Origin of the sequence: Aeromonas simiae, assembly GCF_000820125.1 — a bacterium.
Classification (GTDB): Bacteria; Pseudomonadota; Gammaproteobacteria; order Enterobacterales; family Aeromonadaceae; genus Aeromonas; species Aeromonas simiae.
The window spans coordinates 1-19893 of record NZ_CDBY01000058.1 but is presented as its reverse complement, the minus strand read 5'-3'; the positions used below and the strand labels follow the sequence as shown (position 1 = coordinate 19893).

The 19893-nt window shown below is 60.0% G+C and carries 24 protein-coding genes; 23 read left to right on the top strand and 1 reads right to left on the bottom strand.

From position 1 onward, the window contains the following. Positions 1–217 precede the first annotated feature (217 nt). From BN1134_RS11980 to BN1134_RS11870, 23 genes are all read left to right on the top strand, one after another. Positions 218–658, top strand: a complete 441-nt coding sequence (locus BN1134_RS11980) for a phage terminase small subunit P27 family (RefSeq protein ID WP_042047478.1) — start codon at positions 218–220, stop codon at positions 656–658. A 2-nt stretch (positions 659–660) separates the two neighbouring features. Beyond that, positions 661–2406, top strand: a complete 1746-nt coding sequence (locus BN1134_RS11975; RefSeq protein ID WP_042047477.1) for a terminase large subunit — start codon at positions 661–663, stop codon at positions 2404–2406. Then, positions 2390–2581 carry a hypothetical protein gene (locus BN1134_RS11970; RefSeq protein WP_042047476.1) on the top strand — a complete coding sequence of 64 codons (192 nt, stop codon included), beginning with the start codon at positions 2390–2392 and terminating at the stop codon, positions 2579–2581. The genes BN1134_RS11975 and BN1134_RS11970 overlap by 17 nt, the downstream gene beginning before the upstream one ends. After that, a complete protein-coding gene (locus BN1134_RS11965; RefSeq protein ID WP_198133177.1) occupies positions 2556–3821 on the top strand; it encodes a phage portal protein in 1266 nt (421 codons plus the stop codon). Before BN1134_RS11970 ends, BN1134_RS11965 begins: the two co-directional genes overlap by 26 nt. Continuing rightward, positions 3796–4407 carry an HK97 family phage prohead protease gene (locus BN1134_RS11960; RefSeq protein WP_042047474.1) on the top strand — a complete coding sequence of 204 codons (612 nt, stop codon included), beginning with the start codon at positions 3796–3798 and terminating at the stop codon, positions 4405–4407. The genes BN1134_RS11965 and BN1134_RS11960 overlap by 26 nt, the downstream gene beginning before the upstream one ends. 63 nt (positions 4408–4470) lie before the next feature. Then, on the top strand, positions 4471–5673 hold the full coding sequence (locus BN1134_RS11955) for a phage major capsid protein (RefSeq protein WP_042047472.1): 1203 nt from the start codon (positions 4471–4473) through the stop codon (positions 5671–5673). Positions 5674–5726: 53 nt separating this feature from the next. Continuing rightward, the gene (locus tag BN1134_RS20045) at positions 5727–5921 is read left to right on the top strand and encodes a hypothetical protein (RefSeq protein WP_042047471.1); all 195 of its coding nucleotides are present in this window, start codon (positions 5727–5729) and stop codon (positions 5919–5921) included. Beyond that, complete coding sequence (locus tag BN1134_RS11945; protein WP_052449482.1) at positions 5908–6246, top strand: head-tail connector protein; 339 nt, start codon at positions 5908–5910, stop codon at positions 6244–6246. The genes BN1134_RS20045 and BN1134_RS11945 overlap by 14 nt, the downstream gene beginning before the upstream one ends. Positions 6247–6333: 87 nt before the next feature. Then, positions 6334–6846, top strand: coding sequence for a DUF4468 domain-containing protein (locus tag BN1134_RS18910; RefSeq protein ID WP_084214793.1), 513 nt, complete (start codon positions 6334–6336; stop codon positions 6844–6846). A 54-nt stretch (positions 6847–6900) separates the two neighbouring features. Beyond that, on the top strand, positions 6901–7224 hold the full coding sequence (locus BN1134_RS11935) for a phage head closure protein (RefSeq protein WP_042047469.1): 324 nt from the start codon (positions 6901–6903) through the stop codon (positions 7222–7224). Further along, positions 7221–7784 (top strand): HK97-gp10 family putative phage morphogenesis protein, encoded by a 564-nt coding sequence (locus BN1134_RS11930; RefSeq protein ID WP_042047468.1) that lies wholly within the window; start codon positions 7221–7223, stop codon positions 7782–7784. The genes BN1134_RS11935 and BN1134_RS11930 overlap by 4 nt, the downstream gene beginning before the upstream one ends. Further along, positions 7781–8149, top strand: coding sequence for a hypothetical protein (locus BN1134_RS11925; protein ID WP_042047467.1), 369 nt, complete (start codon positions 7781–7783; stop codon positions 8147–8149). The genes BN1134_RS11930 and BN1134_RS11925 overlap by 4 nt, the downstream gene beginning before the upstream one ends. Next, positions 8146–8586 (top strand): hypothetical protein, encoded by a 441-nt coding sequence (locus BN1134_RS11920; RefSeq protein WP_052449480.1) that lies wholly within the window; start codon positions 8146–8148, stop codon positions 8584–8586. The genes BN1134_RS11925 and BN1134_RS11920 overlap by 4 nt, the downstream gene beginning before the upstream one ends. A 6-nt stretch (positions 8587–8592) precedes the next feature. After that, complete coding sequence (locus tag BN1134_RS11915) at positions 8593–8985, top strand: hypothetical protein (RefSeq protein ID WP_042047465.1); 393 nt, start codon at positions 8593–8595, stop codon at positions 8983–8985. Between the two features lie 68 nt (positions 8986–9053). Then, complete coding sequence (locus tag BN1134_RS11910) at positions 9054–9194, top strand: hypothetical protein (protein ID WP_156991752.1); 141 nt, start codon at positions 9054–9056, stop codon at positions 9192–9194. A 9-nt stretch (positions 9195–9203) separates the two neighbouring features. After that, positions 9204–11498 carry a hypothetical protein gene (locus tag BN1134_RS11905; RefSeq protein WP_042047463.1) on the top strand — a complete coding sequence of 765 codons (2295 nt, stop codon included), beginning with the start codon at positions 9204–9206 and terminating at the stop codon, positions 11496–11498. Positions 11499–11504: 6 nt separating this feature from the next. Next, entirely contained in the window at positions 11505–12119 is a 615-nt protein-coding gene (locus BN1134_RS11900; RefSeq protein ID WP_042047462.1) for a hypothetical protein, read from the top strand. Further along, the gene (locus BN1134_RS11895) at positions 12116–12700 is read left to right on the top strand and encodes a hypothetical protein (RefSeq protein ID WP_042047461.1); all 585 of its coding nucleotides are present in this window, start codon (positions 12116–12118) and stop codon (positions 12698–12700) included. The genes BN1134_RS11900 and BN1134_RS11895 overlap by 4 nt, the downstream gene beginning before the upstream one ends. Positions 12701–12702: 2 nt before the next feature. After that, the gene (locus tag BN1134_RS11890; protein WP_042047460.1) at positions 12703–13104 is read left to right on the top strand and encodes a DUF6950 family protein; all 402 of its coding nucleotides are present in this window, start codon (positions 12703–12705) and stop codon (positions 13102–13104) included. 114 nt (positions 13105–13218) lie between these two features. Continuing rightward, positions 13219–17298, top strand: coding sequence for a phage tail tip protein J-related protein (locus tag BN1134_RS18905; RefSeq protein WP_052449479.1), 4080 nt, complete (start codon positions 13219–13221; stop codon positions 17296–17298). A gap of 53 nt (positions 17299–17351) precedes the next feature. Further along, a complete protein-coding gene (locus tag BN1134_RS11880; RefSeq protein WP_042047459.1) occupies positions 17352–18725 on the top strand; it encodes a hypothetical protein in 1374 nt (457 codons plus the stop codon). A 23-nt stretch (positions 18726–18748) separates the two neighbouring features. Then, positions 18749–19075, top strand: coding sequence for a hypothetical protein (locus BN1134_RS11875; RefSeq protein WP_042047458.1), 327 nt, complete (start codon positions 18749–18751; stop codon positions 19073–19075). Beyond that, positions 19072–19389 (top strand): DUF4376 domain-containing protein, encoded by a 318-nt coding sequence (locus BN1134_RS11870; RefSeq protein WP_052449478.1) that lies wholly within the window; start codon positions 19072–19074, stop codon positions 19387–19389. Before BN1134_RS11875 ends, BN1134_RS11870 begins: the two co-directional genes overlap by 4 nt. Here the strand turns inward: BN1134_RS11870 and BN1134_RS11865 are convergent. Continuing rightward, on the bottom strand, positions 19386–19766 hold the full coding sequence (locus BN1134_RS11865) for a helix-turn-helix domain-containing protein (RefSeq protein ID WP_052449477.1): 381 nt from the start codon (positions 19764–19766) through the stop codon (positions 19386–19388). The genes BN1134_RS11870 and BN1134_RS11865 overlap by 4 nt on opposite strands. Between the last annotated feature and the right edge of the window lie 127 nt (positions 19767–19893).

Genomic DNA, 19893 nt, shown 5'->3' with positions numbered 1-19893 from the left:
ACGCCAACCCAGAAAACAGCCCTCCCCAGGCACCCTTTCGGCGAGATCCTCAAGAGATCCAAAAAGGCCGCCGAGATCCAGTCGCGGCGCGGGTCAGGCGGGGCGGGGGTGGTCAAATCCCTACCGTCTCAAGCCCCTTAGTACCGCCGCCCAGGGATTTTTACACGGGCGGGAAATAAGAAAAATTTTCCAGTGTTATGTTACATGAGGTGTGTTTATGGCAAGAGCCGCAGGAGGAGGTCGCCCATCTGGCGGAGATCTGCCGGCGGCTGCCTCCGACCAACTGATCACTAGGGCACCACCAGTCCCCGAAGATTTACAGGACTCCGCTACTGCTGCTGCGTTGTGGAAGCGAACCATCAAGATCCTGATCAACCGTAAGCAGCTCACTGAAGATCACCTGCCGCTGGTGCTGACCTATTGCGACTCGTTCGATCTTTATCTTCGCGCCAAGAAGATGATCAAGGAGGATGGGATTACCACGCCGACCGAGAGTGGGATCAAGAAGCACCCGGCGGTCGCAGTGCGTCAGGATGCGCTGTCTACCCTGGTGCGGGTCGGCAGTCTGCTCGGTCTTGACCCAACCAGTTACCGGCGGCTGATGGGTGGTGGCGGAGGCGGTGACCCCGAGGGGGACAATGAATTTAGGATCTTCTGACCATGGCCGCCAATCCGAATGTCAACGCCGCGAACAAGTACGCCCGCGACGTTGTCTCGGGTCGGGTCACCGCAGGGCTCTATGTTCGGCAGGCCTGCCAGCGTCACCTGGACGATCTGGATAAGGTCAAGGATAAAGCCTACCCATACCGGTTCAACATCGCCGCCGCCGAGCGGGCCTGCAAGTTTCTGCAACTGCTCCCTCACACCAAGGGGAAATGGCGGCGTCTACCGCTGGCTCAGCGCCGTATCACCTTGGAGCCGTGGCAGTTGTTCTTTCATGCCTGCGTCTACGGCTGGAAGCGAAAGAAAGACGGACTGCGCCGGTTTCGGCGGGCAGCCTTGTTCGTTCCGCGCAAGAATGGCAAGTCCATCGTTGCAGCCGGGAACGGGCTCTACATGTTCGCCGCCGATAACGAGCCGGGCGCTGAGGTGTATTGCGGCGCGACGACTGAAAAGCAGGCGTGGGAGGTGTTCAAGCCCGCCATGCAGATGGCGCACCAACTGCCCAACCTGCGTCGTCATTTCGGTGTCATGGTCGCCGCCAAGAAGATGATGCGCCAGGATGGCTCTGTGTTTGAACCCATCATTGGTAACCCCGGCGATGGCTCCAGTCCCCACCTGGCGATTGTCGATGAGTACCACGAGCACGACACCGCCGAGCTGTTCGACACCATGGACACTGGCATGGGGGCCCGTGAACAGCCGCTGATGCTGGTCATCAGTACGGCGGGCTTTGACCCGACCGGCCCCTGCAAGCAGTTCTGGGACGAGTGCGTCAAGATGCTCGCGGGGGTCGAACCCGATGACGAGCTATTCGCACTCATCTACACCCTGGATGATGGGGATGATCCCTACAGCATCGAGGCCCTGCGCAAGGCCAATCCCAATTTTGGCGTGTCGGTGTTCGAAGATTACCTAGCGGCCCAGTTACTACGTGCCAAGCGCAGCGCTCGCAATCAGACCAAGTACCTGATCAAACACTGCAACGTCTGGACGACTGCCGCCGTCACCTTCTTCAACTTCGGCCACTGGCAAGCCGCCAGCAACCCGGCGCTGAGGATAGAGGACTTCATCGGTTGCCCCTGCTGGTTCTCGCTCGACCTGGCCAGCAAGCTCGACGTCTGCTCCATGGTAATCGTGTTCGCCCGCTACGAGTCGGACGGCCAGCTCCATTACTACCTGTTCAGCCGCCACTGGCTGCCGGAGGAAACGGTCAACGACCCGGACAACCGCAACATGGCGCGTTATCAGGAGTGGATCGCCACCCCTTGGCACAACAGCGGCGGGCCTGCTCTCAATGCCACCGACGGCGCCGAGATCGATTTCGGCGAGATCGGGGGGGAGGTGATCGGTCTGGCGAATGTCTACTCGCCCCGCGAGGTGCCGCACGACCCATGGAACTCGGCTCAGCTTGCCCAGCAAATCGCGGCGGCAGGCTGGCTGCCGGTGGCGATCCCGCAGACTACGGCACACCTCAGCGCCCCGATGAAGGAGATCGAATCGGCGATCGCCTCCGGGCGCCTGCACCATGACGGCAACCCGGTGCTCAACTGGATGATCTCCAACGTCATGGCGAAGGAGGATGCCAACGAAAACGTGTTCCCTCGCAAGGGGAATCGCGACGCCAAGATCGACGGCGCCGTCGCGGCCATCATGGCCGTTGGTCGCGCCATGCTCAACAAGGGCGAGTTTATGAGCCCCTATGCAGATGATGACTATGACCCGACTGATGCGCGTCTTGATTGACGCAGCGCTGCTGCTCGGCCTCTGCCTGATTGGCGCCGGGGCCTACTTCACCTATGGCCTCGGTCCTGCCCTGCTGCTGGTCGGTGGCTTGCTGATGGGGCTGGCCCTGGTCGCCGTCCTGGTAATTTTGAAACGATGGGGAGACCGCCATGCTCGGGATGTTGCTCGGGGGTGAATCGCGCGCAGAGGTGCTGGCCTCGTCAGATCCGGCGCTGGCCGAATGGTTTGGCCTGGCCCCGGTGACTGACAGCGGCATCGCCGTCACCGCCAAGAGCGCCATGCGCCTGGCGGCGGTCTATGCCTGCGTCCATCGGCTGTCGAGCAACATGGCCCAGCTTCCGCTTCATGTAATGCGTCGGGACGGTAGCAACGTGGTGGATGGCAACGATCACCCGGCCCACGCCCTGCTTTCCACCTCGCCGAACCAGTGGCAATCCAGCTATGACTGGCGCGAGCAGGCCCAGCAGGTGGTGCTGACCAACGGCAACGCCATCACCCGGTTGCGCCGTGATCGGCGTGGTCAGCTGATCGAGCTGGATTTGTTCGAACCGGAACACATCGGCGAGCCGGTCAAAGGTGCCTCCGGCTGGTATTACCCGGCCTATGACGCCCAGGAGCAACGCTGGTTTGCCCTGCCGATCTATGACGCCGCCCACATCAAGGGGTTTGGCGGTAGCCGCTACTGGGGAATGAGCCCGATCCGCTACCACGCCGAGACCATTGGCCTGGGCCTGGCGGCCAAGAAATACGGATCGCAGTTCTTCGGTGGTGGTGGTCGCCCCTCCGGCATCCTGATCGATAAGACCCCCAATGCCATTGGCGATATCGGCAAGCAGCACCGTGCCAACCTGAAATCCGCCTGGAAAGAGGGCGGCATCGGCAATGGTAGCGGCCGCACCGCCTTACTCTCTGGGGATCTGGACTATAAGGCGATCACCATCTCGCCGGAAGAGGCGCAGTTCCTCGACACCCAGAAGATGAACCGCAGCGAGATCGCCGGGCTGTTCAACGTTCCCAGCCACATGATCAACGACCTGGAGAAGGCGACTTTCTCCAACATCAGCGAGCAGGCTATCCACTTCGTGCGCCACAGCATCATGCCATGGGTGGTGCGCTGGGAAATGGAGCTCAACCGCAAGCTGTTCACGGACATGGAGCGGCGGGCGGGCTACTACGTCAAGTTCAACCTGGCCGGTCTGCTGCGCGGCACTGCCAAAGAGCGGGCCGAGTTCTATCACTACGCCATCACCGATGGCTGGATGTCCCGCAACGAGGTCCGTCTGCTCGAAGATAAGAACCCGAGGGATGGGTTGGACGAGATGCTGGTCTCTGTCAACGCGAGCAAGCTGATCGGCGATAAAGACAAAAACACCAACGACGAGGTTAAAGATGACCCAAGCAACAGCGACCAGTGATCGGGAGCGCCGCTTCTTCCGCTGCGAGGTGCGCGCCGATCCCGGTGCGGAGGGGCAAGGGGCCAAGATCATCGGCTACGGCGCTACCTTCAACAGCCTGAGCGAAAACCTCGGCGGCTTTCGCGAGATCATCAAGCCCGGCGCTTTTGACAGCGTGATGCAGGACGATGTACGTGGCCTGTTCAACCACGACCCCAACTTCGTACTGGGGCGCACCAAGAGCGGCACCCTGCGCCTGACCCTGGATGAAACCGGCCTGCGCTACGAGATCGCCGCCCCGGACACCCAGACGGTGCGGGATATGGTGTTGGCCCCGCTGCAGCGGGGAGACATCGACGGTAGCTCGTTCAACTTTCGGGTGGCCCACGATGGCGAACGTTGGTACTACGACGATGACGGCCTGCTGATCCGCGAGATCACCAAGTTTGCCCGCCTCTACGATGTCGGCCCGGTGGCCTTCCCGGCTTACCCGGATTCTGCCGCTGCCTCCCGCTCCATGCAGGATTACCTGGCCACCGAGAGTCGAGCCCAGATAGAGCAGGAACGCCTGCGACGGGAGCGAGAATTGAAGCTGATCGGCGCCTGATCGCGCTGTAAACCCTGACCCGCCTCGGCGGGTTTTTTGTTGTCCTAACGGAGCAGATGCCCCATGAAATTGCATGAAATGAAGCAGAAGCGCGCCACCATCGCCGGTCAGATGCGCAAACTCAACGACGAGAACAGCGAGAAGCGCTGGGACGATGCCTTGACCAAGCAGTGGGGGGATATGAGTAAGGAGCTGGACGATCTGGATGCGGCCATCTCCCGAGAGGAGCGCCTGATCAAGCTGGATTCTGACGACCTCAACGACAACCCTGAGCACCGCTCTCTGATCGACACCAACACCAGTGTTGCCGAGGCTCGCCAGCTGAAGGTACTCGATACTGTGCTGCGTGGCGGGTTTGATGCGCTCGACGGCGAGCAGCGTCAGCTGTTCAAAGAGATGCGCGCTCAGGTGACCAATGATGATGCCAAGGGTGGCTTCACCGTGCCGACCGAGTTCCGCAACCGGGTGGTCGAAACCATGAAGGCGTTCGGCGGCCTCGCCAATATCGCCACTGTGTTCGAAACCGACAGCGGCAACCCCATCACCTGGGTGACCACCGACGGCACCCTCGAAGAGGGGGTGATGGTCGGTGAGAATCAGGAGACTACCGAAGATGACGCGGAGTTCGGCCAGGTAAGCATCGGGGCCAAGAAGATGACCTCCAACATCGTCAAGATCTCCGACGAGCTGCTGCAGGACAGCGGTGTCGATATCACCGGGCTGGTTGCCCGCCGCCTCGGTTCCCGCCTGGGGCGTGGCGAGGCTAAGCAGCTGATCAGTGGCAGTGGTGCTGGCAACAACATCAAGGGTCTGCTCAATCAGGTCACTGGCGGTGTGACTTCGGCGGCATCCGGTTCACTCTCCCATGCCGATTTGCTCGATCTCAAGCACGCGGTGGATCCGGCTTATCGTCTCGCCACCGCTCGCTGGCTGTTCAACGATAACACCCTGCTCGGTCTCAAAAAGATGAAGGATGGCGATGGCCGCCCGCTCTGGCTGCCGGACGTGGCCGGTGTAGCCCCTGCTACCATCGACGGCGACCAGTACCAGATCGACCAGGGGATGCCTAGCGTGGCAGCAGGGGCCAAGGCCGTGGCTTACGGCGATTTCAGCTACTTCCAGATCCGCCGCGTCAAGGGTATGGCTCTGCGCCGCCTAGCCGAGAAGTACGCCGAGTTCGGTCTGGTCGGTTTCCTGATGTTCCATCGCTTCGACGCCCTGCTCGAAGATACCGCCGCCGTCAAGGCGCTGGCCATCAAGGCATAACCAATGCCGGGGCATGGCCCCGGCTTGTTTGAGTCGATGCATAGGAGTGCGTTATGCACGTGATTCTTACGACTTCGCTGTTTGGCGAACGGAGCGGCAACGCCGGGGATCCCCTGACCGTTGCCAACCAAGCAGAGGCGGACGAGCTGGTGCAAGCCGGTCTCGCCCGATACGCCACCGATGGCGATGCCGAGTCCAGCAAGAAACCGCCAAGCAAGGGTAAGGGAGGCCGCCGTGCCTCTGCTTGATGTGGTGCTGCTGAAAAAACAGCTTCGCCTGGACGCCGCCGACAGCGTCGAAGATGTGCTGTTGGGGGTGTACCTGGGGGCGGCAGAACAGGCCGCCGCCAACTACATGGGCCGCCAGCTCTATGCCGCCGGTGAGACAGTGCCCGACACCGACAGTTACGGCCTGACCCTCGATAACCAAGCGGTGGTCGCGGCCATCCTGATGCATGCTGGCCAGCTGTATGAGAACCGGGAAACCATCATCACAGGTGCAACCGTCAGCGAGGTGCCGCTGGCGTATGCCCATCTACTGGGGCCTTACCGGATCTTGTATCCAGAGTTGTGAGGGATTGATCACTATTCCATGGTGTATTTACATTGAAGGCGATTGGTTTCAAACGATATCCTACCTCTCTTTGTTCAGGAGGATAGGATGAAAAAGTGTCTTTCGGTGGCAGTGGCTGTTGGTTTAAGTGGATGTGTTACCTCCCCTGCGGATATGCCTGTTAACCCATCAGATAGAGAGTTTTCTCAAATCTATGATGTTCCTGGTATGTCAAAGGGACAAATTTATGAAGGCTCTCTGAAATGGATCGCTGAAAACTTTAAATCAGCCAAGTCGGTCATCGAGTATCAGAATGCTGCTGATGGAGTTTTGATTGGCAATGGCATGATCAATTATCCATGTGCCGGTTTCGAATGTATCGGTAAGGCATCGTGGAGAGTTAAGTTCACGATGAAGGTTGAGACTAAAGAGGGCAAGTTTAAAACAGACTTTAAAAACCTTCTTCTTGACATGCCTGCAACTGTCAGTGAATTTGGGTCCTATCCTGCCATGGAACTACCAATTCAAACTCGAGGGGATCTAGATGCTGTGAAGCCTAAGCTTCTTGAGTTTGGTGATGAAATGAAGCGTAGCTTCACCATCAGTCGTTCTGACTGGTAACTAAGTCAGCAACATAACCCCGCTCCGGCGGGGTTTTTTATTGCCGGAGGAACAATGCCTGCAGGCCGTTTGCGAGACCGCATCACCCTGCTGACCCGCCAGGCTGGCCGTGATGCCGTTGGTCAGCCTCTCGATGGTTGGGATGAATCCAGCCCCATCTGGGCGGATGTGCAGATGATTGGTGGGCGCGAGCAGATCCGTGCTGGGCGAGAGGTAAGTGAGGGGCAGTACAGCATCCGCATTCGCCACCGCCACGGTGTGACCACCGCGCAGCGCATCCGGCTGGCGGCATCGGGTGAGGTGTTGGACATCAAGCTGGCTCAGCCAGACCAGCGCCGCGCCTGGTTGACAATTACCGCCGAGAGGGTCGACTCATGACAACGTCGTTCGATGTGTCCGGCTTCGATGAGTTGGAAAGCCAGCTCGCCAACCTGGATTTGGCCGTGCAGAAGAAGGTGCTACGAGACGTCGCCCGTACCTCGGCTCAGCCGGTGCTGGCCGATACCCAGTCGCTGTACGAACAGAACTGGGACCACGACACCGGTCAGCTTGGCGAGAGCATCAAGCTGCGGGTCAGCATTCCGCGCAATCCCACCTGGGCCGATGTGGTGGCCTCGGTTGGGGTGTTCAAGAGCTACAAGGTGCAGGTGGCAGCAGGTAAAGCCATCGACGCCCCGGTGTACGCCTATTGGCTGGAGCACGGCACCCGCGAGCACAGCCTCGCCTCGGGGGCCAGCCTCAAGAAGCACAGCGATTCTGCCAAGGCACAGAAGCGCGCCCACCTGCGACGCGACCGCCCAGGGCAAGAGAGCCTTATTCACCCAGGCATCGAGGCGCGCCCCTTTATCCGCCCGGCATTTGACCGCCATATCGAGGACGCGCTGGAGATCCAGCGCACCACGCTGTCAGCGGCCATCGACAAGGCATTGCTGCGATGATTTTCAGAGACGCGTTTCACCGGCTGATCAGCGGTGCCCTTGGCCTTGAGCCATACCCCGATACTGTGCCTCAAGAGGCCGAGCTGCCGGCGGCAGGCTACTTCCTCACCTCGCCGGTGCAAGCGGCCCGCACCCTGGAGGGTGGGAACGTCCTCCAGAGCCACAATTGGCAGATCGACCTGTATGCCACCCGCCGCACCCAGCTGGATGAGCTGGCCAACCGGCTTGCTGCGCTGGACAACACCACGACCACCGAATTTCAACGGGTGACCGTGCTCGATGCGCGGGACGCCAAGAGCGAGGGCGGCAGCCAGCTGCGCGCCATCGTTGAGATCCAAACCACCAATCGGAGAAATCGAGCATGAGCGCTACCCCGAAAGACGCCGTTCTGGGCGCCGGCACCATCACGTTGTTCAAGGAAAAGGGCGCCGTCACTACCTTTCAGCAGGTGATCGGCATGATGAGCATCGGCCAGGTCGGTGAGAAAACCCCAACCCAGGAGCAGACGACCCTAGAAGATACGAGTAAGCGCTACATCGCGGGCCTGTTCGACGGCCCCGATAAGGAGCTCAAGGGGAAATCCTACGACGGCGACGCTGGTCAGGAGGCGTTTTTCGCCGCCGCCCGCGCTCGCAAAATCGTCATCATCCAGCACCAGTGGCCAGACGGCGTTACCGCCGAGTATGAGGTGGTGTTGCTGGGCTATATGCGCGACGAGACCAGTGGCGACAAGACTATCGACTGGGTGGTGCCGTGCAAGCAAAACGGCACCGTGACCTGGGGCAAGGCGGCAGGGGGCTAATCAACCATGACGAACAAAAAAACCAAGGCGCCCACTGTCACGGCGGCGGCCCTGCTCAACAAGTTGGCCTATCGCCATGAGCGCGTCCCTGCCCCTGAGTTTGGGGACGACATGGAAATCATCGTGCGTGAGATGTCCATCGCTGGACTGCAGGATTACCAGCAGCGCAACTTTGACCCGATCAGTGGGACCCCCCTGATCGACAACCCTTTCCAATGGATGGTCTCCCTGCTCGTGGCCTGCATGGTCAACGAGGATGGAGAGCCGCTGGCTACCCAAGACGATGTTCCTCAGCTGATGGACGCCATGCCCATGTCCTTGGTTGACCGGCTGCTACCGGTGGCAAAGCGCCTCAATCACATGGGCGAGAAGGCGCTGGAGCAGGAAAAAAACGAATAAGCGCCAGCGACACCACGAAGTTGGTGATCCGCCTGGCGCTGGATCTACACAAGAGCATCACGGAGATCATGGCTCTGCCGGTCTCCGAATTGAATACCTGGCTGGCGTGGTATTGGCTCGAACACGAACGTCTGCATCCCACCCCGAAAGACCCCAATACCATCACACCAGAAGAGTCCCGGCTTGCCGTTAAGGCGTTGCTTGGGTAAGGAATCTCCATGGCCGTACTTCGCTCCCTGGTCACCACCCTGGGGCTCAATGCTGCGCAGTTTCGCAGCGAGCTTAAACGCTCACGGGACGACTTCACCAGCTTTGGCGGCAGTATCGTTAACGGTGCTAAGGCGGTGGCCGGCGGTGTGCAGGCCACGATCGCGCAGATATTCAGCCTGCGTAGTGCACTGATTGCTATCGGCTCTGGAGCCGCTCTCGCTGGCATCAAGGCAGCGTACAGTTCGCTGGATCAGACTGCCCAGCTCGGTCGCAATGTGGGTATCGCTGCGCAGCAGTGGCATGCCTACGCCCAAGCTGCAGAGTGGGCGGGCTCCAGTAGTGAGCGTCTGGCGGACGTGATCAAGGATCTTAACGTCAAGATTGCCGATGCCGCCAAGACAGGCGGTGGCCCCATGGCAGACTTTTTCAAACAGATCGGTCAGTCGGCGCAGTCTTGGGCCTCCCTCTCACCGGATGAGCAGCTGCGCCGTTTCACCGCTGAGTTGCAGAAGATGAGCGCCAGCGATGCGCGATTCTGGCTTGACGAGCTGAATGACGCTGCCGCCGAGTTGTTCGACACCCTCTACACACGCAACGGGGAGTTGCTGACCTTTGCTGACAGCATCGAGTCGATGGGGATGGCGCTCACCGGTGGCCAGTTTGCCGCGGTGCGTGATGCCCGTCTCGAGCTTGATCGGTTGGTGTCGGTGATGGGGGCGCTCTGGCAGCAGGTTAAGGCCAGCATGGCCCCTGCTGTGGCGGAGGGATCGCGCCTGATCAGGACGTGGATTACCGACAGTGCCGAGGCCAAGGGCGGCTTTGCCGAGTTGGGGAAGGGGATCGCGCTCTATGTGATCGATGGGGTAGAGCAAGCCAGTCGAGCCCTGCAGTCATTGATGCAATGGCTTGACCAAACGATCGGCAAGATTGAACCGTTGCTGAATGAATCGATGCGAGCACCCTACCTCAAGGCTCGGGCTGATCTGTTTTCCGCTAAGATCGAGTACAACGAGGCCGAGAAGGCGTTTATCGCTGCATCCAATGATGAAGGTGCTGCCGCCCCCGCCTTTAGCCATCTTGCGAAAATGGGCGAGGCATTGTCTCAGGCTGAGGAACGGGTCAAGTCGTTTCTGAACATCGGCGAGAGTAACGGCTGGGATGGTTATTTCAAGAACCTCGGGTTGCTCCGCCAGAAGATTGCCGAAGCCACAACGGCAGGTGATGGTGAGGCTCCACTGCCTGCCCCCGGCACTGGCCGCCCTGTCGGTGTTGTGGAGATCCCGGATGCACCAAAGAAGGTTAGGCCCCCCAACTATGCGGCTGTTGATTCTTTTCGTGAGGAAACCGCCCAGATATCCCGCGAGCTAACCAAGCGCCAGGCGTTGTTGGAAAACAGCAATGCTGCCTTGGCTGGGGTCGATCAGCGCTGGTACGACGCTCGCGCCGTGCAGGCTCAGGAGGCTTATGGCGCCTCAATAATCGAAGAGCAGAGCCGATGGCAGGATGCCCAGTCACGCCTGCAGCGGCAGTATGCCAGCGCCTATGATGCAGCAGCCGGCAATCACGAACTGCAGATGCAACTGCAAATGGAGCAGTACAGTGCCCGTGAGCAGCTGGAGCAGGATCACCAGGCTCGCCTGCTGCAAATCGAAAACGACCGGGTCAACAAGCAGCGCGAGTACCAGGCCACGGTGGCTGCCGAACTGCTGAGCTTCACCCAGCAGCAGATGAGCATCACTACCTCGGCGATGCAGCAGGCTGGGATGGAACAATCCGCCCTCTATAAAGTGCTGTTTGCGGCGCAGAAAGCGGCGGCGATTCCATCGATGATCGTGGCAACAGAAGATGCGGCTACTAAGGCGCTAGGTGCCGTTCCTGCGCCGTATAGCATTCCGCTGGCGGCCAGCGTCAAGGCGTTGGGTTATGCCTCTATCGGCGTTGTGGCAGGCCAGACCCTTGCTGGCATGTTCGACAAGGGTGGATATATCCCAGCCAACCAGTTCGGGATCGTGTCTGAGCTGGGCGATGAGTTCGTCAACGGCACCCTGGTGCGCGGTCCGGCCAATGTGACCAGTCGCCGCGACAGCGCCGCCATTCTTGAGCGGGCAGCAGGGCAGGGCGGTGGCGGTGGTGGGGTGACGGTCATCCAACATCTGGCGGTGTCCGGTGCTGGCGATGCGGCCCTGGCCCTCGCCTGCGAGCAGGCCGCGCGGCAAGGCGCAGAAGCGGGCGCCAGGAAGGGTTATCAGATGGTGGTTGAGGATGTGTCTAGCTACGGCCAGATCCGCAAACTGATAGGGTAAGGACGTATGGCTGAGGTGATTGATTGGCCGGTGGACGTGATCCCCGGCGAGATGAGTCTGGGGCTGGAGAGCATGACCCGATCCTTTGAGTCTCCCTGGACGGGCTCGGTGCAGACGGTCGAAACCCCTGGTTCGAAAGTCGTGATGCAGGTCAGCTTCAAGGGGCTGCCCGTGGACAAGGCCCGGCGACTGGAGGCGTTGGTCTTCTCCCTTGATGGCCAGGCAGGCAGGGTGCGCCTCTGGGACTTTGGGGCTCGGCTGGTCGGTAGTCCCCAGCCGGTGCGCGGCGTCCCGGTCGTGACGGAGGCGCTGGCGATGCGCAAGATGTTTACCAGTCGCGGCTGGACGCCGGGCACCAAAGTTTTACAGGTAGGCGACTGGATCCAGATCGGTGATGAGCTGAAACGGGTGCTGGCCGATGTTACCTCAGACCTGAGCGGTGGCGCGCTGATCCGGGTTGCCCCCATGCTGCGTGGCGACTACCCATCCGGCACCCCTCTTTCGGTGAGCCGTCCCAGCGGGGTTTTCATGTTGCGGGACGACAAGGCGGTGACCTTTCAGCGCTCCCCTGGTGTGTTTACCGATGTGACCCTGTCTTTCGTGGAGAGCTTCTACCCATGATCGTTGGCCTTGATCCCGATGTGGTCGCCGCGCTGAACCAGCCCCACGTCTCGGCGCTCTATGCGCTCAAGCTGGATCTTGTAAGCGGCGTCAGCCGCGTTCACTCCGGCCTTGGACCATTGGTGATCGGCGGGGAAACCTACTACGGCGTGGGCTCCATGGGGTCTGTCGGCCCACAGAAAGAGCAGCTTTCCACCTCGCCCACCAAGTTGACGGTGGCCCTGGGGGGGCTGGATGACAGCATGCTGGCAGAGGTAATGCGCGAGCGCATCGTGGATCGAATGGCCTGGCTCTACCTAGTGGTGATGGGCCCCGATGGGACGCCGCTCAATGCTAGTCTGCAGTTCAAGGGGCGGATCGCCCAGACCCCCATAAAAGCCGGCAAGACCAACACCATTCAGCTCACCATCTCCAACATCTTCGAGGATTGGCAGAAGGGGCTGAACCAGCGTTACACCGACGAGAGTCACCGCCGCATTCACCCCAGTGATCGCTTCTTCCGCTTCCAGAACGAGATGGCCGACCGGTCTATTTTTTGGGGCTCGAAGAAGGACGCCCCAGGCTTCGTTTATAAGGACTGACCATGCGCCATCCAGACTGGCAAATCCGCATCATTCAGTGCATTCAGGCCGCCTCCGAGCGGCCTTTTTGTTGGGGTGAAAACGACTGCTGTTTGTTCGTGGCCGATGTCTGCCTGGCTGCCTGCGACAGGGATCCCGCCGCCGCCTATCGTGGCCGCTACAGCACCGAGACTGGTGCCAAGCGGGTTCTGGCCAAGACCCATGGCAGCATTACCGCCGCTCTCGATGCGTTGTTTGAGCGGGTGCCGGTGGCCATGGCCCAGCGCGGCGACGCCCTGGTGTTCGAGGGGCCCCACGGCCAGACCGCCGCCGTGATGTGGGCGGGGCAGGTATGGGCCATGACCGAGCAGGGGGCCCGCCCCATCCCCGATGTCGTTCCCCTATTTGCCTGGAGAGTTGAGTAAATGCCTGCTGCAGCTATCCCCATTATTGCTGGTATCGCCGCAGGCGCTGGATCAGCCCTAGTTGTCTCAGCGACTGTTGCTATCGCCATCGGAACGGCAGTGATGAGCGCAACAATGATGCTCACCATGAAAAAGCCCAGTCTCGGCGACTACCGAAGTGCAAGCGAACGAAGTCAGGTTCTGCGGGCGGCCGCCAGTGACAAGAGCTGTGTTTATGGTCGGGTGATCTCGTCCGGCCTGCTGAGCTTTGCTGCGGAAGAAGAGGGAGAGCAGGACGAGGGGGAGTGGTTGCACCTCGTCCTGGTGCTGGCTGGCACCAAGTTGACCCGCATCGGCGACCTCTGGCTCGGCGATGATCTGGTCGGCACCTATGGCGATCTGGTCAGCTGGGAGCTGCATGCCGACCGCCAGACCTGTGACCCCTATATGCTGGAGAAGTGCGCAGACTGGACGGAGGACATGATAGGCCAGGGGATCACCTGGTTGCGCCTCTCGCTCAAGTTTGACGCCGAGAAGTTCCCCGCCGGTTTACCCAATATCAAAGCGGAGAAGTTCGGCAAGTCGGTATGGGATCCCCGCGATGGCAAGTGGAAGTGGAGTGCCAACAGCGCCCTGGTGATCCTCGACTACTATCGCAGCTGGCTCAACGTGCCCGATGACGAGATCCGCATGGACGAGTTTATCGTTGCCGCCAATATCTGTGACGAGATAGTCACGGTCGCGGATGGCCAGGTGGAGCCGCGCTATACCACCAACGTGGAATTCGACCTGACAGAGCCGCGCGCCAAAGTGCTGGAGGCCCTGCACATGGCATGCTGTGGTCAGCCGACCTACATCGGCGGCAAGTTCGGCATCCTGGCCGGCGCCTACTATGGACCCGCCAGTGACGAGCTGCGCCACCATCAGTTGCTCGGCGATCTGGAATTGCTGCCGGAGCCATCGAGCAGTGACAAAATCAACCAGGTTGCAGGCACCTTCATTGACCCGATCACCTTTAAAAAGACTGACTTCCCGGCAGTCATCGTGCCGGAGTGGGTGGAGGAGGATGGCGGCGTTCCGATGCTGGAAGATCTGGATCTGCGCTGTGTAACCAGTCCACACCAAGCGCAGCGTATTGCGAATGTGATCCTGCGCCAGCGTAGAGCGGCTAGAACATTGACGTGTTCCGTCAATCTATCTGGTTGGCGCTATCGCCCTGGCCAGACTATTCGGTTGTTCATTCCAGCGCTTGGCATTGATGGCGCTGAGTTTCGGATCACGGACTGGTCATTCAGTCTCAATGGCGGGGTCGATCTGACACTGCGTGAGGACTCCCCGCTGTTCTGGGCGGATGCCATCGGCAAACCCATGGAACGCCCGGAGATCACATCGCTGCCGACAGGCGGCGTGGCGATGCCGGATCAGCTGCGTTATGACGTGGAGGCGGTCGGTGATGTCGTGCAGGGGGTGCTCAGCTGGCGCAACAGCGGCACTGTCAATTACAACCAGGTGATCATTCAGCGCCTGACTCCGGGCGCCGCCCCGGTGACGGTGATGACGGCCCAGGTTCCGGGTCAATCCTGCCGTGTAAACGGCTTGGCCGCCGGAAACTATACCGCGCAGGTCAGGGCGATCGCCATGACGGGTGCGCCGTCCCCCGTCGCCGCGGTGAATTTCATTGTTGCCGTGCCGGCGACCCCGATCGGTGTGGACGTGGAGGCGGGAAACTGGTCGCTGGCCCTGCGCCCCCGTTTCGCTGGCGGGCACGATTACGGCGTGCTGTGTGAGTGGTGGTGGAGCCATATCGATCACCCCATTGGTGAGGTGATGGAGAAGGCCAACCAGGCGGGAATTGCCAGTTACATGACCCTGCAGGGCCTGCGCCCGGATACCGAGTATTTCGTCTGGCTGCGGGCGGTCAACGCCTATGGCAAGTCGGGCCTGCTCGCCGCGCGGGCGCGGACGACGTATGACGCCGCCTCGATCCTGGATGTGCTGGACGGGGAGATCGGCGCCGAGCATCTGCGTGAGGAGCTGCGCAAGCCGATCGCCGACATTCCGGGGATCAGCGATTCGCTTTCTGAGTTGGGCAGTGCGCTGACCGCGCTGGACCAACGCGAGCAGGACGTCAAAACCCTGCTCGAAAATGCCCAGAACCAGCTCGGCGAGAACTACGTCAACGTCTCCCTGGTGCAAGAGCAGTTGCGCCAGCGCATCGACCGCTACAGCGTGGATTTCGCTGACTTTCGAAATGCGGTGTTCAGCGTTGACCCGACAACAGGTGAAATCACCATGGACGCGGTCAACGCGGTGCGCTCCGAACTTGGCGCCGAAATCACAGCGGTCAGCCAGCATCTGGATGCTGTCGAGGGGATCGTCAACACCTGCGTGACTCGTGCCGAGATCGGCGATGAGTTCGAGCGCCTGACATTTGTCGAGCAGCAGATCGATGGCATGCATGGGACATTGTCACAGACGGCCACGAAGTCGGAGATGGATGAGCTCGGCAATCGGGTGACGCAAGTCAGCCAGACTCTGGACGCCACCAATGCCACCTTGACCCAGAAAGCCGCAAAGAGCGAAGTGGATGCCCAGGGCCAGCGCCTGGCCGCCGCCGAGCAGAAGATCGGCGCCAACACCTCGGCAACCGAAGCCAATGCTCAGCGCGTCGAGCAGGTCAAGGCCGCACTGCAGCAGGCGGACGCGACGATCTCGGCCTCCATCACCGAGTTGTCTCAGGCTGTGGCCACAGCGAACGGCGCGCAGGCTCAGCGCCTCACATCGCTGGAGGCGTTGACCGGTGGCCACACGGCAGCCATCACCGAGTTGCAGCAGGTGGTGACCGGTGATGGCTCATCTCTGTCCAGCAAATTCGAGGGGATCAACGCTAGCGTGGACATCGCCGCCGAGGCGCAAATCCTCGGTGCGCTGGGAGCCGCCGCCGAGGCAACCCGGCAGCGGCAGGCATCCGGCCAGATCCGCCGGGATCAGAAGGTGCTGGCTGACCAGCAGCAAGCCACGGCCCAGACCGTGGAGCTGATCCAGGTCGAGTACCAGGCAGCGGATGCCAGTCTCTCGGCCCAGATACTGGAGACCAAGACGGCGATGTCCACCGCCGATGAGGCGCTCTCCCAGCAGCAGCAGGTGATGCGCGCCGAATACGAGGCGGGTGACAGGGCCAATGTGGCAGCCATCCAGAGCGAGGCGACGGCGAGGGCCAATGCCGACTCGGCACTGAGTAAGCGGGTGGATACTGTGCAGGCCACGGCGGATAGTACCTCTGCCGCAGTGCAGACGGTGGCGTTGGCTCAGGCCAGTACCGCCGGGCAGGTAGAGGCGGGATGGTACACCAAGGCGCAGATCAACGGAGTCGGGGGTGGCTTTGGCCTGGCGGTCACGCTGGCCGCCGATAGCTCGATCCTGACCAGCTTCGTGATCGACGCCGATGTGTTCGCCGTGCTCTCGCGTGCTGGAGGCATCACGACGAAGCGAAACCCGTTCATCATCAAAAACGGCACGGTTTATATGAACCACGCCATGATGGACACGGCAGAGATCGGCAATGTGATCGCCAAGTATATCGACGTGCAGCACTTGGTGGGCTCGTTGATCGAGGGAGGTTCATTCAGGGGTGGGGATATCTGGCTGGGTGAAAATGCCAGTGGTGCGTTCAGTGCGTATGGCAAACGCTGGAATGCCGGTATTGACTCAAGCGGCCGCTTTTACGGCAGCGATGTCTATTTCACTAGCGGGACGTTTCAGGGAAATGTGCTGGCTAATTCAGGTACATTCCAGAATGTCACGATAAAGGAAAATTGCACTATTTTGGCTGATCTCGACGTGACGAGAGTCAACGGGGATATAACAAAAATGGTGCGGGCCTCGGCGAATATATCTATTCCGGCATATCGCCGGAAAAGAGTGTTGATTTGTGTGAAAGGGGTGCAGGCGACGGCTGCCGTGTCCGGTTTCGGTACGATTGGAATACGTCTTGTCTGCTATCTAAACGGTGTTGAGGTGGATAGCGCCCAGGTCACCGGCGAGTTTACGACCGGGGTATCGAATGCGCCGTTCACGGCCTGGTTGCAGCCGGCGATTGAGATCCCCGCAAACACGACCGCCAATGTGACGTTTGCTGTAGAAAAAGTGGGGGGAGATCGAATCGCTAATGTGCAATTCCCTGCCATGGCAACGTGGCTAATTTCCGTGACCTGATGTTTAACATCCATTGCCCGGCCTAGTGCCGGGCTTTTTTTTAGGAGCTATCAATGGCGGGGTTATGGTATCGCGTTGGCACGGTCAGCGTGACGAACGGCAGTAAAAAGGTGACCGGTTTCGGCACTCAGTGGAAGAGTACTGTCTACAAACCCGACAAGGGCCACGCTTTCTATGGCCCGGACGGCAAGGCCTATGAAATCGACTACGTGGAGTCAGACACAGTCCTGTACCTGGTTGTGGTCTATGCGGGGGTAACGGCCAACTCTCAGGCGTACGCCATCGACATCACGCGGACGGGCACGATCCCCGCGTTCTCACGTGAGCTGTCGGCGCAGCTGGCGTATGCGCAGGGGCAGTACGATAGCTGGCAGCAAGTGCTCACGGGTGCAGGGATGGTGCCGCTGACGGCGCCTGACGGGCAAAAAATAGAGGTGCCGGCCCTGTCGGCGTTTCAGCCTACCTCTGACTCCCTCAAAGCGTTGCAGGCCGTGGTGCCGGCGGCAAACAAGCTGCCCGTGTTCAACTCCAGTACGGAGGCTAAACTGATCGACCTGCCCGCGTTCGCTCAGTCATTGCTGAGCAAGGCGACAACGGCGGCATTGGCCAGGGCGGCGATGGAAGCCAAGCAGCATGAGGTCTTCCTGAATTTCCCGATGTCGCTGAGTTGGTGCAAGATTGCCACAGTGACTATTCCGCAAGGGCGGACTGAAATAATCGAGTTATTTGGGAATGCTGGGTACAACAAGTTTTCTCATAAAGTGGAAATAATAATTCGTGGGTTTAACAACAGCCCCAAATCCATTGGCGTTATCGCCCGAAACCAGGGAAGGCAGAATGCTATTTTTTCAGACATTTGCTTTACCAATCCTGGTGGGGGGGATGTGTATGACATTTATGTCACCCCTGGCAATATTTACACGCAGTATATCCGGGCGCGATGCAGCCCTGGTGTCGAGCTCTCTCTTGTCAATACGGGCAGCACTGAGACCCCAGCGAACAGTTCCCCCGGCCTGATTTATACGCAGTTCGATAGCAAAAACGCCGTGGGCTCCGTCTCCCAGGAGGGCGGGCTTCCCACCGGCGCCATTGTCGAAACAGGTGAAAACGCGAACGGAATGTACATCAAGTTCTTGGGCGGCTTGATGGTGTGTTTCTGCAACCCGTCTATTTCATCGTTTGCTATTACGTCGGCTGTGGGGGGGATATTCCAGAGCTCAGCCTTGGTAACGGTGAACTATCCCGTAAATTTTGTCGGTGTGGCACGCAGCTTCGCAGAGGTTCTGTATGGCAGCGGCGGTAACCGGCCTTGGCCGGTGCTGACGACGCAAGGGATGTCATATTCTAGCTACGTCCTTCAGGGCGGGTTATCCATGGCCAGCTTCAGCGGCACCCTCTTGGTGGGGGTCATTGGCCGCTGGCACTAATCAACGTTGAAGGCAAACAGTAGATGAAAATCAAATTGAGCCCCTTTAGTACCGATGATCGCCTAATAGCCGAAGTGCGTGGGGACGCCCTGGAGCTCAACGGTTCGGTGTTGGATTTCACCCCCTTGGGTGAGGGCGATATTTTGCCCGTTTCCGCCATCGACTCCCCGTGGATTGCATCGGATGTGACACGAACGGACGGGGAAATATCCCTGACTCTCCGCGTTCCCCACGGGGCGCATGCCCCGCGTGAAACACTGTTCCCTGCCGCCTTCGCTGTACCGATGACGGTAATGGATGGCCCCGTCCCCCTGCCGCCCTATGAGACCGAGTCGGAGGTGATGCCATGAGTATCGATTGGAGCAAGCAGATCACGGCAGAGATGCAGTCAGCAGAGCGGGAACGCCATGCGCGTGATGCGCGCAAGGCGCAGCGGCAGGCCGCCGTGGACGCGATCGTCGTGGCCGTGGATGGTCTGCGATTTGACGGCGACGAGCTGAGCCAGCAACGCATGATGCGCCGCGCTGACGCGATGGGGCCGGATGATACCGCCCGTTGGGTACTGGCTGATAACACTGTGCGCGACGTGACGCGCACGCAACTGAGCGAGGCCGTCAGGCTGGCCATGCTGGAGCAGGAGCGGCTCTGGCCGCTGGAGATTTAATGGCCCGTGTAGCAGTCATCAGCCAGCTTTTTGACGGCGATGAGAAAAGCGAGTTCCTTCTCAGGGAGTGTGATGATGTACTTTAGGCTGGCTTGCAGTCCTCCGTCAGTCCATTCCGCTGGTGGCAGCAACGTGGCGGGAGGGATGCCCAGCTGAATGCAGAGCAGGGCATAGTGATGCAAATCAAAGAAGTGGCCGCTGGAGCTGGATAGCCAGCGGCTGACGGTCCCCGGATTGACGCTGATAAGGCGAGCCACATCCGAGCTGTTCAACCCCCGGCGTTTCATTAGCGCTCGTATAGCTACTTTTGACGCCATCACATACTCGGTGGCTATCATCATAGCCGCCGTATCTGCTGCCAATTTGGGTTTTTTCATTTGGGGCTCCTGCTGACCCCCGCGCTCTTATTGAGTCAACTGTCAGATCTGACGATGCCTTTTCTCATTTATGCAAAAGTCTGGTTGAAGATTTTTACACCTGCAAACCCTCAGAGATCCCCTCATT